The sequence below is a fragment of the Candidatus Chlorohelix allophototropha genome (genome assembly GCF_030389965.1).
Taxonomy (GTDB): Bacteria; Chloroflexota; Chloroflexia; order Chloroheliales; family Chloroheliaceae; genus Chlorohelix; species Chlorohelix allophototropha.
This window is the reverse complement of the sequence record NZ_CP128399.1, coordinates 737,374-754,354: the sequence shown is the minus strand read 5'-3', so window position 1 is coordinate 754,354 and position 16,981 is coordinate 737,374. Positions and strand designations below refer to the sequence as shown.

Annotated in this window: 13 protein-coding genes; 9 read left to right on the top strand and 4 right to left on the bottom strand. The window is 47.4% G+C overall.

The features are described 5' to 3' along the window. The first annotated feature begins 37 nt into the window (after window positions 1–37). Both lanM and OZ401_RS03290 read left to right on the top strand, forming a co-directional pair. Window positions 38–2,059: a type 2 lanthipeptide synthetase LanM gene (lanM, locus tag OZ401_RS03295; RefSeq protein WP_341469284.1), complete on the top strand. Its 2,022-nt coding sequence runs from the start codon at window positions 38–40 to the stop codon at window positions 2,057–2,059. Window positions 2,060–2,081: 22 nt separating this feature from the next. After that, entirely contained in the window at window positions 2,082–3,029 is a 948-nt protein-coding gene (locus OZ401_RS03290) for an aldo-keto reductase family protein (RefSeq protein ID WP_341469283.1), read from the top strand. A 168-nt stretch (window positions 3,030–3,197) separates the two neighbouring features. Here OZ401_RS03290 and OZ401_RS03285 read toward each other — a convergent pair whose 3' ends face one another. Both OZ401_RS03285 and OZ401_RS03280 read right to left on the bottom strand, forming a co-directional pair. Further along, window positions 3,198–6,698, bottom strand: coding sequence for a PAS domain S-box protein (locus OZ401_RS03285; protein ID WP_341469282.1), 3,501 nt, complete (start codon window positions 6,696–6,698; stop codon window positions 3,198–3,200). Between the two features lie 188 nt (window positions 6,699–6,886). Beyond that, window positions 6,887–7,030: a hypothetical protein gene (locus OZ401_RS03280; protein WP_341469281.1), complete on the bottom strand. Its 144-nt coding sequence runs from the start codon at window positions 7,028–7,030 to the stop codon at window positions 6,887–6,889. 137 nt (window positions 7,031–7,167) lie between these two features. Between OZ401_RS03280 and OZ401_RS03275 the strand changes: the two genes are divergently transcribed. The 7 genes from OZ401_RS03275 to OZ401_RS03245 all read left to right on the top strand — a co-directional run bounded on the left by OZ401_RS03275 (window position 7,168) and on the right by OZ401_RS03245 (window position 15,152). Continuing rightward, entirely contained in the window at window positions 7,168–7,521 is a 354-nt protein-coding gene (locus tag OZ401_RS03275) for a response regulator (protein ID WP_341469280.1), read from the top strand. 99 nt (window positions 7,522–7,620) lie between these two features. Continuing rightward, a complete protein-coding gene (gyrB, locus tag OZ401_RS03270; protein ID WP_341469845.1) occupies window positions 7,621–9,528 on the top strand; it encodes a DNA topoisomerase (ATP-hydrolyzing) subunit B in 1,908 nt (635 codons plus the stop codon). 425 nt (window positions 9,529–9,953) lie between these two features. Then, window positions 9,954–11,234 (top strand): urea ABC transporter substrate-binding protein, encoded by a 1,281-nt coding sequence (locus OZ401_RS03265; protein WP_341469279.1) that lies wholly within the window; start codon window positions 9,954–9,956, stop codon window positions 11,232–11,234. 66 nt (window positions 11,235–11,300) lie between these two features. Beyond that, complete coding sequence (locus OZ401_RS03260; protein ID WP_341469278.1) at window positions 11,301–12,167, top strand: ABC transporter permease subunit; 867 nt, start codon at window positions 11,301–11,303, stop codon at window positions 12,165–12,167. After that, the gene (locus tag OZ401_RS03255) at window positions 12,164–13,957 is read left to right on the top strand and encodes a branched-chain amino acid ABC transporter ATP-binding protein/permease (RefSeq protein ID WP_341469277.1); all 1,794 of its coding nucleotides are present in this window, start codon (window positions 12,164–12,166) and stop codon (window positions 13,955–13,957) included. Before OZ401_RS03260 ends, OZ401_RS03255 begins: the two co-directional genes overlap by 4 nt. Then, window positions 13,941–14,645: an ABC transporter ATP-binding protein gene (locus OZ401_RS03250; RefSeq protein ID WP_341469276.1), complete on the top strand. Its 705-nt coding sequence runs from the start codon at window positions 13,941–13,943 to the stop codon at window positions 14,643–14,645. The genes OZ401_RS03255 and OZ401_RS03250 overlap by 17 nt, the downstream gene beginning before the upstream one ends. 210 nt (window positions 14,646–14,855) lie before the next feature. Continuing rightward, on the top strand, window positions 14,856–15,152 hold the full coding sequence (locus tag OZ401_RS03245; protein WP_341469275.1) for a hypothetical protein: 297 nt from the start codon (window positions 14,856–14,858) through the stop codon (window positions 15,150–15,152). Window positions 15,153–15,234: 82 nt separating this feature from the next. Here OZ401_RS03245 and OZ401_RS03240 read toward each other — a convergent pair whose 3' ends face one another. Beyond that, window positions 15,235–16,134 carry an alpha/beta fold hydrolase gene (locus OZ401_RS03240; protein ID WP_341469274.1) on the bottom strand — a complete coding sequence of 300 codons (900 nt, stop codon included), beginning with the start codon at window positions 16,132–16,134 and terminating at the stop codon, window positions 15,235–15,237. Next, complete coding sequence (locus OZ401_RS03235) at window positions 16,058–16,894, bottom strand: HEAT repeat domain-containing protein (RefSeq protein WP_341469273.1); 837 nt, start codon at window positions 16,892–16,894, stop codon at window positions 16,058–16,060. The genes OZ401_RS03240 and OZ401_RS03235 overlap by 77 nt, the downstream gene beginning before the upstream one ends. Window positions 16,895–16,981 lie beyond the last annotated feature (87 nt).

Here is a 16,981-nt window from a genome sequence, read left to right as displayed (position 1 = left end):
ACTGTAATTACGCTTGATTTTTTCAGCAAGGTGAAAAGTGATACAGAACGAACCGACGCAACTTAAAAAGCGTTATCGCGATGAGATGTTTGAAATAGTAGAAAGAGCCTGCCCGCTACATGCGCGAACAGAGGCAGAGTATAGCACGGTGGAAACGCCACCGGAAGCAGTGGAAGAATTAATGGAGCGGTGGGCAAAACTAGCTTGTGGCGGAGATCGAGAAGCTTTGTCGCGGCGTTGGCGCTGGAATGGTAAAAGTGAAGCTGAGATTCGCCGCAACCTAAGTGGTGTAGCGTTTCAGCGGAGTCAGATGCTGCCACAATGGGCTGAACTATTGCAGGAAGTGTTGGAAAGCGCCCCTTTTTTCAAGACCATTGATGAATTACGTTTTATAGACCCGGCAAACCCAGCACCATTTGAAGAATTGTTCGTACCCTTTATTGCGCTAGGTCGCCGGGAAGTAGCACGATTGAGCGGGGAGGCTTATCAGCTGCTGACAAACGAAGCGCATGCCTGTCTCGAACGCGCGTTGTTAGTTCGTTTGTGCAATCTGGCAGGGCAAACTCTGATTCTGGAATTTCAAAACTTCCGCACTTCCCGCCAACCTCTGTTATTATTTGCCACCCCAACCGCACTCCAGCACACCAGCAAATACTACCATGAGTTTGTAGAAAGCTTACTAACCGGAAAATTTGTGGCTTTCTTTCAAGAATATAGTGTGTTGGCGCGTCTGTTGGCAACCACCTTGCAATTCTGGATTGAAGCAACCGCCGAGTTTTTGAGCCGCCTCTCGGCTGATTGGGCGGAAATCCAAAAAGATTTTGCGAATGGACAGGAGACGGGCGCAGTTATAAAGCTGGTTGCAGGTTTATCCGATCCGCACCAACACGGGCGCAGCGCCATCAAACTAAGATTTACCAGTGGGTTGGAACTATTCTATAAACCTCGACCTGTACGCATGGAAAAGAGTTTTAACGACTTTCTGAGTTGGCTCAACACAAAAGGAGCTAACCCCGCTTTTAAAGTGGTAAAAGTGCTGGATCAAATCGAATACGGCTGGATGGAATTAGTACCACACCTACCATGTGCTGATACCTCAGCAGTAGAACGCTATTATAAACGGCTGGGAATGTTGTTGTGTGTGCTTTATGCACTGGAAGCCACCGATTGCCACTACGAGAACGTAATAGCTTGCGGTGAATACCCGGTGCTGGTAGATGCAGAAACACTACTGAACCCACGGGTTATCGATTTCTTTGCAGCGACCCGCCCCTACGACCCCGCCCTACAGGCGCAACTGGATTTATTAGAAAATACCGTGCTGCGAACCGCTTTTATGCCCTTCAAATTCGAGCAACAGTCCGATTCTTATGATTTCGGGGCGCTGGCGCAAATCACCGAAAAAGAAGTGGAAGTGAAGGTGCGACGTTGGGAGCATATCAATACAGACGGCATGAAACTCTACATCGAAAACGGGCGTATGACTCCCGGCGCAAATGTACCGCTGCTGGAAGGTAGCTATCATGACGTGAAAAGCTATAGTGGGGCTTTTGTAGAAGGCTTTCGGGAAGGCTACCGGCTTATTTCAGAGCTAAAGCCTGAACTGCTGAACCCTAGCGGAGTTTTAGCCGAATTCAAAAACCAGCCTGTCCGAATAATTTTCAGAAGTACCAAAGTGTACGGCTTTATCCTTAGCAAACTAACCCATCCGCGCTACTTACGCACCGGATTAGAACGCAGCCTTGAAATCGAGGCGCTTGGGCACGCCTTTCTCCTGACCGAAACTTGCCCACCGTTGTGGCATTTGCTAGATGAGGAAATACAGGCGATGGAGCAAGACGATATCCCATTCTTCCTAACAACGTCCGATAGCCGAGATTTCGCCATAACCCTTACACTATCGGTAAGTAATTGTTTTGAGGATTCCGGCTTTAATCAGGTGTGCAAGCGGATAGAACAATTCAGTCCACATGATTTGCAAAAGCAGCTTGAAGTTATTCATAATTCGCTCCGGGATTATCTACAGAGCAACCCGGAAGGCGTAACCTCGTTAAAGTAGCGCGCAAAAAAGGAGTAATCGCATGAGTGGCTTTAGCACCAGAACTCTTGGCAAAACAGGCTTGAAGGTTAGCCCACTAGGCATCGGAGGTGGTAGCGGAATCAGCTCAGAAGATGTGCTATACGCCTTTGAGCGTGGCGTAAACTATTTCTTCTTCTCTTCAGATTTACACCATCACAGCTACCGTAATTCCGCAGAAGCACTTCGGAAATTATGCCAAAAGGGTTCAGCAGTACGCGACAAGGTGGTGCTGGCAACCGTTTCCTATATCAACAACCCCGAAAAGCTGATTGGGATATTGATTGATCAGTTCATCGAGTTGGAAATTGACTATATTGATGTGTTTCACTGGGGTTGGGTGAACGAAAAAGATGCTTCCGCAGAGCTTTTCAAATCGGTGCAAGACTTGAAAGAAGAGGGTGATTTTAATCGGTTCTTCCGTGAGCAATTTGGCGTAATGGAAGAAGTGAATCAAGAATTGCTTAACCGAGGGTTAGTGCGTTATGTGGGTGCGTCTTTTCACTCACGAGTGCTGGCGCGCCAGTGGATGAGTGAACTGGATGTGCTAATGCTACGCTATAATTTGGCACATTTAGGGGTAGAAGTTGGCATTTTCCCGCTGCTGCCGCAAGATAAAACCCAACGCCCCGGTACGGTGGTTTTTAACGTAGGGCATGAAGGGCAACGGCTAATTAGCATGCCTCCTCCGGGGTTATCGCCGGATTCATACGTGCCAAGTTTGCCGGATTGCTACCGCTATGCTCTTACCAACCCTAGTGTAGATGTAGTCCTAACCGGTGTACAGAACCGAACGCAACTTGACGAAGCCCTCGCCGCAATGGAAAAAGGGGCGTTAAGCCCAACTGAGTGCGAACAACTACGCGATTATGGAGCGCAATGGCGCAGCGCTTATAGCGCTACCACTTACGGATCAAAATTGTTACGCTTTGTGGGTGCAGAAGTCCGATAGCACTAAACGAATCGGGCAGACGGCGGTGTCTGCCCCCTCCCAAAAAAGTTATATCAAGCCAATTCCAACGTCGTAACGCACCTAGCCATCCCTAAGCCATACTTTACCTGCCTGATCAATTCCACAATACTGAGCAGGTCTAGCATCAGTTCAGTAACAATAGCCAAACTACCCGCTGAGCTGCCTTACTACTTCCTCCAGCATTGCTAAATTGTAGGGTTTTTTAAGTACACCCGCAAAACCATAGTCCCCGTAATTTGCCAAAATCGGGTCATTTGAATACCCGCTTGAAACTATCGCTTTTACCTGAGGGTTCAATTCCCGCAATTTCTCAAAAGTTTCCAGACCACCCATTCCGCCCGGTATGGTTAAATCCAATATCACCAACTCATAGGGCAACTGGTTATCCCACGCTTCCGAGTATTTAGCAAGCGCCTCTTGCCCGTTCTCGGCTAATGCTACATCGAACCCCATCCGTGTCAGTGCTTTTGCGGACACCCGCAGCAGCAGTATTTCATCGTCCATCAGCAACACTCGCCCATTGAAAGACGAGCGGGGCAATGGTGGTGGCAACTGTGGCGGTTGTACTACCTTCTCATTTTCCACGGCGGGCAGATAAATGTTCACCTTCGTACCGTGATTCCACGTACTTTCTACGGTTATAGTGCCTTCGTGCTTGTTTATGATGGAATAAGCTATCGCCAGACCCAAGCCACTTCCCAACGCTTTGGTAGTGAAATAAGGGTCAAATATCCGGGGTAAATCTTCCGGCTTAATGCCGATTCCCTCATCCTGAAAGGTTATATAAACATAGTTACCGGGTTTCAAGTTCAGCGCTTCGTTTTCAGCCAGCCTGACATTGATGGCTTCTATGTTTAGATTTCCACCTTTAGGCATCGCTTGCATAGAGTTTAAAGCTAGATTTTGAAGCACTTGACTGAGTTGATCCCGGTCAACTTCCACCGTCCACAGGTCAGATAGCACCTTGAAATTGCATTTAATAGTAGTGCCACGGGTTACAAACTGAACCGTATCAAGGATAATTGTATTCAAGCGGGCTTTCTCTTTTAGTGGCGCACCTCCCCTTGAAAAAGTCAGCAGTTGAGAAGCCAGCGCCGAGGCTTTTAAGGAAGCGGCTTCGGCTTCGGACAGGGTTTGTTCTAAGGCTTGGGGGGTTTCAAATTGGGTTCTGGCAAAAGAGATATTACCCAGAATGACGGTCAGGATATTGTTAAAATCGTGGGCTATACCACCGGCAAAGATACCCAACGACTCTAGGTTTCTAGCCTTTAGCTTTTCGGTGGTCAATGCCTCTTCCATTTTCCGCCGCTCTGTTATATCACGCCCGATAGCGAGAATATTAAGTAACTTTCCGGTATGCGGTTCAGTTATATAACGGGTGTTGGCTTCTACCCAGATATAGTCACCGTTTTTGCAGCGGGTGCGATAGGTCACTAATTCGTTGCTTTGACCATGCCAAGCTGTTCGTAGCTTTAGTATATCGGCTAGGTCATCAGGGTGAACATAATCGGTGAAGGGATAACCCACTAATTCTTTCGGCGTATAACCTGTAAGCTTTTGGCAAGACGGAGAGATATACTCGAAAACTCTGTCAGGCGACAATCGACTAATTATGTCGGTGCTATTTTCGGCAAGGAAGCGATAACGTTCTTCGCTTTCGCGTAGGGCTTCTTCCGCCTGTTTCCTCACCGTGAGGTCAATTGACACAGCTCCAAGCAAGGGTTGTGAAGAGGATTGAAAAAGAACAAATTTATTTGTCAACGTGTAACCCACCGAGCCATCTGTTCTAAGGTAGTGTTCCTGCACTTCGAGGGTTTCACCGGTTTCGAACACTTTCCGATCGTCCCTTGTATACTGCTCAGCCATTTCTAGCGGGAATAAGTCGTAAGAGGTCTTGCCCAGAACCTTTTCTTTTTCCATCCCGACCAGTTTGCAGAAACTCCGGTTGACAAAGCGCAGGACACCATCCACGTCCATCATCCATGCCATTACCGGAGTATTGTCCATAAAAGCCTGCAAGCGCGCATCACTATCGCGCAAGGCTTCTTCCGCCTCTTTCCGCTCGGTTACATCACGCATTATAACTATGACACTAAGCAGGTTGCCGGTATCCGGTTCAGTTATGAAATGAACGCTGGCTTCTATCCAGATATATTGACCGTTTTTACAGATGTTGCGGCAGGTTATTAATAAATTATCGTCTTGCTCGCGCCAGTTTGCCCAGAGTCCTAAAAGATATTCTCGGTCGTCAGGGTGGCTAAATTCGATAAAAGAATGACCAATTACTTCCTCGGGCGTATAACCTGTAAACTTTTTGCAAGACGGAGAGATATACTCGAAAACTCTATCAGGCGACAGTTGGCTGATCATGTCGGTGCTATTTTCGGCAAGGAAGCGATAACGTTCTTCGCTTTCGCGTACGGCTGCTTCCGCATGTTTCCTCGCACCGATGTCGTGGATTACGATGCAAAGCTGTTCCTGACCATTTTTATCCCAGTAAATACTGGTAGCATCCTCACACAACAGCCTAGCGCCATTCTTATGAATGAAAACGGTTTCCCGGTAAACCTTACCAAGTAGCTGCAATTGTTCATGGTCGCGCTGTATTTGTTCCGCACTCCGGTCAACAATACCGTCCCGACCCAAGGCTAGGATTTCTTGCTCTTCGTATCCCAACATCTGGCAAACCGCCGAATTAGCCGTCAGTATAGTTCCATCCAGCTTTGCTAATATTACGCCATAAAGATTGTTGTCATAAAGGGAGCGGTAACGCGCTTCGTTCTCACTGAGGGCTGCCTTTGCTCGTTTTCGTTCCTCAATCTCGGCTGTCAACGCGGCAGTGCGTTCCACCACCCGCTTTTCCAGTTCTTCATGCCAGCGCTGCATTTGTTGTTCAGCTTGTTTCTGCGCCGTTATATCTTGGAAATAAACCGAAATCCCGCCGCCTGCCGGATAAACGCTGACCTTTACCCACTGCTGAATAAAATCAGAATAGTTTTCAAAATTAACCGGAATTTGCTCGGTTAAAGCTTTATGCATATATTGGTAAGCCGATAAAGTTACCAACTGTGGGAATATTTCCCCTAGCTTTTTGCCTATTAGGTCTTCCCGCCGCATACCCCAAAGTTCTTCTGTTTTCCGGTTGACATAGGTGAAACGCTCTTCCCTATCAAGGGCATAGAAAGCATCGCTGATGCTATCAAGAATCGTGGTAGCCAAAAAGTAACTTTCTTCAACCTTGCGCTTATAGGCTTTCAAGCTGGACTGAACCGAAAGTTGGAGGCTTTCGGGAGTAAACGTGCCTTTAACCAGATAATCCTGCGCCCCCAACTTTATACATTCGGCGGCAACAGCCTCACTGCCTTGCCCGGTGATTATAATTATTGAGCAGGGCAGCGCTTTCAGCCGCGCGGTCAAAGCCTTAAGAAATTCTACGCCGGTAAAATCTGTCAGACGGTAAGCCAGCAGAATAAGGTCGGGATGCCATGAAAGGCACAGTTCAAGCCCGGATTCTCCCAAATCAGTTTCTTCAAAGTGGTAGATATAGTTGGGGTCGTGGTTTAAATAGCCCTTTACGATGTTTCTATCTTCAACAGAGTCCTCGATGATAAGTACTTTGCAGGAGTCGCGCAAAACATTAGTATTCATATTGCCTCGCGGAGATACTACTAGCACATCATTTTTAAGGCTGACAACACAGCTAGGACGTGGGCAAGGTATTGTATTGAGATTTTAAACGCGGGTACCACTAAACCTATCACTCTTTGATAAAAGAGTAACAATTATATAACTAAATTGTGTGGTAAGCAATTTAATAATCATTCAACTTGCCACAATCAAACTGGCAGTTTCTCTAGTACGCTGAAGGGGTAGCCCAACAAACCCCACTGCGCAAAACTAGCTTCGTCCCCAAACATAATTAAACCCTTAACTCTGGTAGCTTCGACTGATACCCCACTTTCGGGCTTCTTGTGGCACATCCAAATACTACTAAAATTGCCAGTGGTCAGGCAGCAGGCAACTACTCGTCAGTTAAAATTGCGGGATAATTCAGACTCAGTCTATAATCAGGCAAATGATAGGGTTTGTGAATTGATAGGAGAGATGAAGATTAAAAATGGCTAAAGTTGTAGTAATTGATGACTCGGAATTTATGCTGGACATAATAAAGGATATGCTGGAGTCATTGGGCTATCAGACTCTAGCAACCAATGCGCCTGAAGAATTTCGCCGTCTGATACAAGAAGAACATCCCGACCTTGTATTGGTGGATGAGATGATGCCCACTATAACCGGTACTGAATTGGCGCGAGAACTGAGAAAGAGTTCAGATTTATATCTGGTAAACTTGCCTGTAGTTCTGACCGGTATTCAAAGCGGCGGAGGGGGCATACCTCGACTTTGGCGCCTTATGAAGCCATTTAGTATTGAAAAACTTGAAGCATTGCTTGCCAAAATTCTAGCGATATAGCCTCAAAATACGAACAAATTATTAAGTTTTATGTTATAATGGGTGGGTTAAGATATATGTCGCATAATATTAGGGAGGTCGTATTCGGTGGCTAAAGATATGGAAGAGATACAGAACTATTCGGCGCAAAGCATCAAGGTAATGGATGATATTGAGCATGTGCGCGCCAGACCTAGTATGTACATTGGTAGCCCCGATTTGTACGGTCTTCATCACCTCGTCTATGAAATTTTCGACAATAGCGTTGACGAAGCTATGAACGGCGGCGCAGATTTTATCGAAGTGTTTATTCACACCGATAATAAAGTAACCGTCAATGATAACGGGCGCGGTATCCCCACCGACATGCATCCGGGCGAAGGTCGCCCCGCGATGGAAGTGGTTATGACCAAACTGCGCGCCGGTGGTAAGTTCGGAGATGGCGGCTACAAGGTCTCAGGCGGTTTGCACGGCGTGGGCGCAAGCGTAGTAAACGCGCTCAGTACATGGATGCGGGTGGAAGTGCGCCGCGAGGGTAAACTCTATTATCAGGAGTATGAACAAGGGCGCATCGCTTTCGATATGAAAGTGACTGACGACCCGACCAACGGCTGTGGTACAACCGTTATCTTCAAAGCAGACGACAGTATCTTTACTGAAGGCACAGTTTATAACTACGAAACACTGGCGCAGCGTTTTCGTGAAACTGCCTTTCTCACCAAAGCCCTCAAAATACGAATAGTTGATGAACGCAGCGATCAAGAGCAAACCTTCTATTTCGAGGGTGGCATTGTTTCTTTTGTCCGGCAATTGAACCGCAAGCGTGGAGTAATCCAGCAGCGCGCCTTCTATGTCGATAAAACTGTTGACAATACCAAAGTAGAAGTGGCAATGCAATACAACGACGGCTATAACGAGTCGGTTTTTGCCTTCGCCAATAACATCAATAACGTGGACGGTGGTACGCATCTCACTGGCTTCCGCACCGCTTTAACCCGCACTATCAATAACTATGCGCGTAAGAGCGGTGGGCTTAAAGAAAAAGATGATAATTTTACCGGGGATGATATCCGTCAGGGTTTGTGCGCTATCGTCAGTGTGAAGCTGACCAATCCGCAATTCCAGAGTCAGACCAAGGTTAAGCTGAGCAATGCCGAGGTCAAGACAATTGTTGAAGCGGTGGTGGGTGAAGCGCTAGAGGAATGGCTTGAGCAAAACCCCGCCGATGCCAAGCGCATTATTGATAAATGCTTGTTGGCACAGCGCGTGCGTGAGGCACAAAGCAAAATCAAAGAAAATATCGTGCGTAAGGGCGCTTTCGATGGCTTGTCCCTTCCCGGTAAACTGGCTGACTGTTCTGAGAAAGATGCCACCCGTAGCGAACTGTATATTGTCGAGGGTGATAGCGCAGGTGGTACCGCCAAGCAGGGACGCGACCGCCGTTTTCAGGCGATTTTGCCATTACGCGGTAAAATCCTCAACGTGGAGCGCGCAGCCTTAGATAGAATGCTCAGCAGCGATACTATCCGGTCACTTATTACCGCGCTTGGTACGGGTATTGGTGACCAGTTTGAACTGGCTCGTCTGCGTTACCACCGTATCATCATTATGACTGACGCTGATGTGGACGGCGCACATATTCGCACCTTGCTGCTAACTTTCTTCTTCCGCAATATGGAAGAAATAATCTCGAACGGGCATCTTTACATTGCTCAGCCTCCGCTATATCGCCTTGCTCACAACAAGCAAGTAGTTTACGCCTACAATGACGCGGAAAAAGACCTTGCTATGAAGCGTTTTAGTTCTGACAAAGTAAACATCCAGCGTTACAAAGGTTTGGGCGAAATGAACTCGGAGCAGTTGTGGGATACCACAATGGATCCACGTAATCGCACGCTGTTACAGGTAACGATTGATGATGCCGCTGGAGCCGATGAAGTGTTCCAGATGCTGATGGGCGATGAAGTACCACCCCGCAAGAGCTTCATCACCACCCACGCCAAGTACGTCAAAAACCTCGATATTTAGAGCAAGCAACTAAGGGTGGTTCACTTCCATTTCAGGAGAGAAGCGAACCGCCCTTCTCAAGTTATCCGAATCCACCCATTTTATCCGCCCATCATTGCCCCTCTCAATTGATATTTCAACAACCATTAAGATTTCAAAAGGTGAGAAAATTTACACCCATCTTTCATAATTGTCCACTTTACACTATCTAATTAATCTGCTATTATTATCAACGGGTGCGTTACTGTTAATAATACACTAACTGACGGTGGCTATATACAGGTTCAGCTATACACATTGCGGGGTGAATTGCGCTATCTGTAGGCAGGACTAAGGGGTCATAGCAAGTGCCCACCTGCTATAGATATTATCAATCTAAGTCAAAATGTTTGTCGATGCATAGGGGTGCAGTCGCAAGCGTTAAGCATTGAGGAGGACACAAGTTAATGTTCAGGTTCTTGAGGATGGGTGAGAAGCGCGTTAAAACGGCTTTCGGGTTCCTTGTTTTAACCCTGTTGATGGCAAACTTGGCATTGTCAGCTTGCGGTGATTCTACCAAAAGCGCGACTACCGATGACAAAAGCGATATTGCAGTAGGAAGTTTGCTGGACGAAACAGGTCCGCTAAATATTTATGGCAAACCGATGGCGGATGCAGCGAAGCTTGCCATCAAGGACATCAACAATAACGGTGGGGTGTTAGGGCGCAAGTTGAAGCTCGTTTCCTACGATACTCAATCGGATACCGGAAAATACACCCAACTTACCACTCAGATTATCCAGCAGGATAAAGTGGCAGTGCTGATGGGCGGCATTACCAGCGCCGCACGAGAAGCGATTCGCCCGATTGTTGATCGCAACAAGCAACTGTATTTCTACAACGTGCAGTATGAGGGCGGCGTTTGTGACAAGAACACCTTTCTGACAGAAAATGTGCCAACTCAGCAACTTATCCCGTTGACCCAATGGGGCATTAAGAATGTTGGTCCAAAAATTTACGTGCTGGCGGCTGACTATAACTTCGGTCAAATCAGCACCGACTGGGTGAAGCAATACGCGGCACAGTTTGGCGGTCAGGTGATCGGCACCGACTTTGTACCGCTAGATGTTTCCGAGTTTGGCTCAATCATCAGCAAATTGCAGGATGCAAAGCCTGACATCGTATTCTCCATTCTGGTGGGCGGCAACCACATCGCCTTCTATCGCCAGTTTGCAGCGGCAGGACTTGGCGCAAAGATGAAGATTATTTCGTCCACTTTTGGGGTCGGCAATGAACAAATCGTGCTTTCACCCGCCGAATCAAAAGATATTGTGGTGGCTTATCCTTATTTTCAAGAGTTGACCAACCCTACCAACCAGAAATTTGTAAAGATGTGGCAGGATGAGTACGGTAAGGATTACCCTTATATTACAGACCTTGCCGAAGCAACTTGGAACTCATGGCATATCTGGGCTGAGGCGGTCAAAAAAGCCAACAGCCTTGATCGTGAAAAGGTGACGGCAGAAATCGAAAAGGGTTTAACATGGGATGCGCCACGCGGTACGGTGCAAATGGATGGTCCTACTCACCACGCCACTTTTGATATAACAATTGCGCGTGCCAACGACAAAAAGGGCTTTAATCTGATCGAAACCCAGAAAGCGGTACCGCCTGCGTTTGAACAGCAAGTATGTAATCTGGTGAAAAACCCGGAAACCTACACCCAGTTCACGCCCGGACAGAAGTAAACCGGATAATCGGCAATCCTGCTACAATAGGGAGGGTTGCCGATTTTTTTATATGAGGAATTTTCTATGAATCTTGACCAGCTATTGAACCAGCTATTAACGGCGCTGACCAGCATTTCACTGCTACTGATTATCTCAATCGGGCTGGCAGTGATTTTCGGCATGATGGGCATAATAAATCTAGCTCATGGTGAGTTCCTGATGCTAGGGGCGTTTGCTACGCTGGCGGGAGTGCGCGTCGGGCTGAATATCTGGCTGGCGATGCTACTCGCTCCGCTAGTAGTAGGATTGTTTGGCTTGCTGGTAGAGCGTTTGCTCATCCAGTTCTTATACGGGCGATTGGCAGACTCAATGCTGGCGACATGGGGCTTGAGCTTGATAATGGTGCAGGCAGTGGTTTTTATCTTTGGCACTACCACGCAAGGAATTCCTACTCCGCTCGGCAGCTTCAATCTGGGGCAATATTCGATTTCGTGGTATTCGATGGTATTGATATTTGCGGCTCTTTTACTGATAAGCGTTGTTTTCTGGGTTTTCAAACGCACCCGCTATGGGCTGCTGGCGCGGGCTGCCATGCAATTGCCGGAAATGGCTATGTCGCTGGGCATCAACACCCGGCGTTTGAACGCTCTAACCTTCGCTTTTGGTTCGGCATTGGCGGGGGCGGGGGGAGCATTACTCGCGCCGATTACTGGAGTAGTGCCGGGAATGGGTCAGGCATATATCGGACGCACCTTTATGAACGTCATCATTGCCGGACCGGGAGTGTTGACAGGCACTACCGCTGCCTCTGGTTTGCTCGGTACGGTGGAATACACTGCCTCGTATGTCTCAACCCCTTTTATCGGTCAAGCCGCGTTACTCATCTTTGCCATTGTGCTGATTCGCTTTTTGCCAACCGGGCTTTCAGGACGCTGGGGTAAACAGCTATGAAGTTACTTTTGCAAAAAATCCCTTTTGAAGCCAAAGGGCTGCTAGTTATTGCGATTGCCGCGTATATTCTCACCGGATTGGTCGAAGATTATCAGGCGACCCAATGGACTGTATGGGTAATTTACGGCTTACTGGCGTTGAGCCTAACGCTGGTATGGGGCAAGGGTGGCATTTTCAGTCTGGGGCAAGTAGCCTTTTTTGGAATCGGTGGCTATGCTTACGGGGTGGTGGGCGTTAACCTGCTAAATACAACCGGAGAGAGCCTGAGCGCGCTGGTGACAGCGGGTTTGTTGGCTGCTCTATTTGCGGCGGCGCAAGGCTTTTTCATGTTTTACGGCAATGTCGGCGATGTTTATATAGCGGTAATTACGCTGGCGACTACGCTGGTGCTTTACACCTTTATGCTCAGTACCTCCGGGCGGCAATACGCTATCGGCAAAGCCTATCTCGGCGGCTTTAACGGCATGACCAATGTACCGCCGCTAACACTTTTTAATTCGTACCCTAGCCAGCGCGACCTGTTGCTGCTTACTATTATTTTAGCGGCAGCAATCGCGTTTGGGGTACGCTATCTGCTATGGCGACCTTTTGGCAAAGTAATTGCCGGATTGCGCAACAACGAATTGCGTACCCAATTGCTCGGCTATGATGCCCGCCGCTATAAATTGCTGCTTTATACGCTTGGAGGGGGAATTGCCGGATTAGCGGGCGGATGCTATGCCGCGTGGGGTCAGTTTATAAGCCCCACCGTTTTCAGCCTTTCTCAGGCTTCGTTGGTGGTTATATATGTGCTGGTGGGGGGGCGCGCCTCGCTTACGGGCGCATTTGCCGGGGCGATTCTGGTGGAGGGATTATCTACCACCCTCAGTAAGGGAGGCACAGAAGCAACCCCGATTGTGCTGGGTCTGGTAATGATTCTCATTGTGCTGGTATTACCAACCGGAATTGTTCCAGCCCTTGCAACTTTGTTAAGCCGCTTCCAACTTATACCCCGAATCACAGTCCAAAGTAAAAGACCTGAACTGAAAACCATACCAAGCGCGCGCGTTTATCGAAAAAACGGCGGTAGGCTGGACACAGTAGATTTGCGTAAAACCTTTGGCGGACTGGTAGCCGTGGCAAGCGCTAGCCTCGAATTTGGTACGCCTGGTGTATATTGCCTGATTGGGCCTAACGGGGCGGGAAAAAGCACCTATTTTAACCTGCTAATAGGTCGCTACAAACCTACATCCGGACAGGTGCTATTTGCCGGAAAACCGCTGAACCGACTACCGATCTTTCGGCGAGTCCAGCAAGGAATGGGTATAAAGCTACAGGTGGTCAGTATTTTTACCGAGTTGAGCGTATTTGAAAACATGTGGTTGGCAGCATACGCCAATAGTCGCAATTCACTTTGGGCGAAGCAGCAAGCCGAAAAGTTGCTAGAGCGTTTTGGAATCTTGGATTATGCCGATATGCAAGCCGGGACGCTGTCGCACGGGCAACAACAATGGCTAGAAATCGGAATGGTGCTAGCACAAGAGCCTTCTGTTATTTTGCTGGATGAGCCTACCGCCGGAATGACCCGCGAAGAAACCGCCCGCACCGCTGATCTGATCAGGGAGTTAGGGAAACATGCAAGCGTAATTGTGGTAGAACATGATATGGAATTTGTGCGCTTACTGGATGCGCCTGTCACAGTCTTTCACCAAGGACAAATTTTTGCGAAGGGTCGTCTTGAAGAATTACGACAGAACGAGGATTTGCAGAACATTTATCTGGGGAGACACCACAATGTTGAAGTTAAGTAACCTTACAGTCGGTTACAAACGCACCACTGTACTATCCGGATTTAATCTTGAGATTGCAAACGGAGAAATAGTAGCCGTGTTGGGGCGTAACGGTGCAGGCAAATCCACCCTGTTGCGGGCAATCGCGGGTACACTGCCTATGCAATCGGGCATAATAACATTTGACGATAAAGACATCTCTCATAAGCACGCGCATGAACGCGCCCAAATGGGGATTGCTTATGTACCGCAGGGGCGCGAAATTTTCCCTAACCTGACGGTGTTGGAGAACCTGAAAGTAGCAGGCTATGCTTCTCGCCAACCAAACCTGAATTTGAAGCTAGAGGAAACTTTCAGCGAATTTCCGGTATTGGCGGAAAAGCGCAATTTGCGTGGCGGTAGCCTGAGCGGTGGACAGCAACAAATTTTGGCGTTGGCACGTGCCCTGCTAACAAATCCCAAGCTATTACTGCTGGATGAACCAACCGAGGGTGTGCAACCTTCGATTGTGGATCAGATAGCAGAGATTATCCGACGAATTAATACGGAGAAAAATATAACCGTCTTGCTGGTCGAGCAAAATCTGGATTTCGCGGTACATTTGGCGTTACGTGCAATTCTAGTGGATAAAGGTCAAGTCAAACGCGAAATTCCTGCCGAAGCGATTCTGAATGACCAAGATTTGCAACGGGAATATCTGGGTATTTGAGCGAGTAATAGTTTCTTTATTTAATGACTTCCAAGTAGTGACCCTTTCCCTTAATAAGACAAAAAAGCTTTGTTCCTTAAAACTCTTTCCAGAATGGAATTGGGAAACTTTACTTCAGCGCAGACCTTGTTGGTTTTATTTACAACACTCAATTTGGCATAAGTAAGGGAATAGTGGGTTGTATGATTAGCTCATAATCGAGAATAAAAGATGAAGAGGTTTTCGGTTAACTTATCTTTATTAGGTCTGAGCGAAAATGAAGTGAAGGATAACCTTTCAAGCTTAATAGCGGCACTCTCTTTAAGAGAATATCTTTATAACCCTAAAATTAGTTGGGATAGAGAAAAAGCTAAACTTGTTGCTATCCTTGAGTCCGATGGTCTTGATGCAAAAAGAACTGGATTAGCAGTTTATGATGATTTTTTCGAAACAATAGTTGCTGTAATTCATTTTTCCTCAGAAGATGGTATAACTTTAAATGTTGATGCGGTAAAAGAATTAAACTAACACTATCGTAGATCCCTGTGTCAAGCCACGCATTGATGTGAGCTAACACCCTTTACGCTATAAAACTTGTAGAAACTAGAGCTTAACGGTGTTTCAAAAAAGCCAGAACATCTGCGGTAAATTCACGGCTTTTCTCCATAGTTACCAAATGCCCACAGTCAGGGTAAGTAATCAGCTTTGCACTGGGTATGTGTTGTGCTAATTCACGTGCATTTTCTACCGGACAAACAGGGTCATCCTCACCATTTAAAATGAGGGTGGGTTTAGCCAACTGGCACACACGTGGGTACAGGCTGCGGCGCATAATCGTAGCTTTCTGCCGCTGATAATTCTCATACGGCATCATACTTTTTGCCATTCCCTCAACCAGCTTTTGCAACCTTTCAGGATATTTATCGAAATAGCCGGGGGCAACGATTAAAGGGTAGCTACGCCTGAGAAAAGCGACGCCGTCTTCTCCGGGAAACCACTCCAAGGCAGCCAGTCCTTGCGATGTAGGCGGTAAATTAGAAGGTGCGCCATCGCTGGTACATACCAGTATCAGGCTGCTTACCAGTTCAGGATAGCCTAAAGCCAGTTCCATTGCCACATAGCCGCCCATCGAAACCCCGATAACATGCGAGGGGGCAAGGTTCAACGCTTTAATAACAGCGGCGGCATCGTGCGCTTGATCTTGAGTAGTATAAGATTCCAACGAATTATCACTGCCACCGGCATCCCGATGATCCATAGCAACGGTTCTATACTGTCGCCCAAAGGTGGTGAGATGCCCATACCAAGCGGCTTTGGTTGCGCCAAGCCCGGTGAGCAACAAAAGATTGCCCTGTGATTCTGCCGGAGTAACTTGCTCATAAGCAAGCTTTAATGTGCCAACCTGTACTTTGCCTGAATGGGATTGCGGCATGCTAGAAATCTTCATCACTACCGGGCTTCTTACCGGATTCAAACATAGTTTTTCTTCGGCGAATTTTACGGATTGCATTTCGGGCTGCTTCGCTAATAGAAGCTCCCCAACTGGTAGGCTGCCACTGCCCGTCCGCTAATGGTTGCAGCCATGTCAGGCTTTCGTCATTACCCAAATCACCGATCACGGTAACAATCGAATACACCAGATTAGAATAGGGCCAACGCAACATTTCATGCAATTGAGGTAAAAGAACAGGACCAGTTTCACGCAGCGTAGCAACTACCAGAACATGCTTTTCCACCATTTCATCCTTGAGTAGATTAATAAGATAGGGCAAAATAGTGGGACCAATGCAAGCTAGCGCAGTTACTACGCTATTTCTCACCCGGTAATCGCGGTCACTAAATAAAGCCAGCAAGGGTTTTACTGCATACCGCCCAAAACGGGCAAGCGCTTCAACCGCCGTAACTCTAATTTCAGGGTCAGAGTCTTTCAAAGATTTGAGTAGATATGGATAAGCCTCCTGCTGGTTAGAGGCGGCTAATTCGCCTAATGCCCAGAAACGTACCGCCGGGTCAGGATCTTCCAGATAGCTAATCAGGGTTTCAAACGAAGGCGAATGAATTGATTTATCCGGTAGAGTGGGTCTGGCAGGGCTCAGTAACGTGATTTCCAATTCAGAAATACGTTCCTCTATTTTCTGTTTGCTTTTTAGCAAACCCGCCCGTTGTGTGGATTCGTCATGGGGGTTTATCAGCCGTTGCTCAACCTCAGCCAGAAGCTGATAGCTTTTGCTCAAGCGATTTGAAACTGCTTGAAAGTGTTTATCAGTCATCCCTTGCACTTTCGCGAGACAAATATGAACAAACGCGCTATAATTAGCGCAAAATATTAATAAGATTATATAACAAGATATAAAATT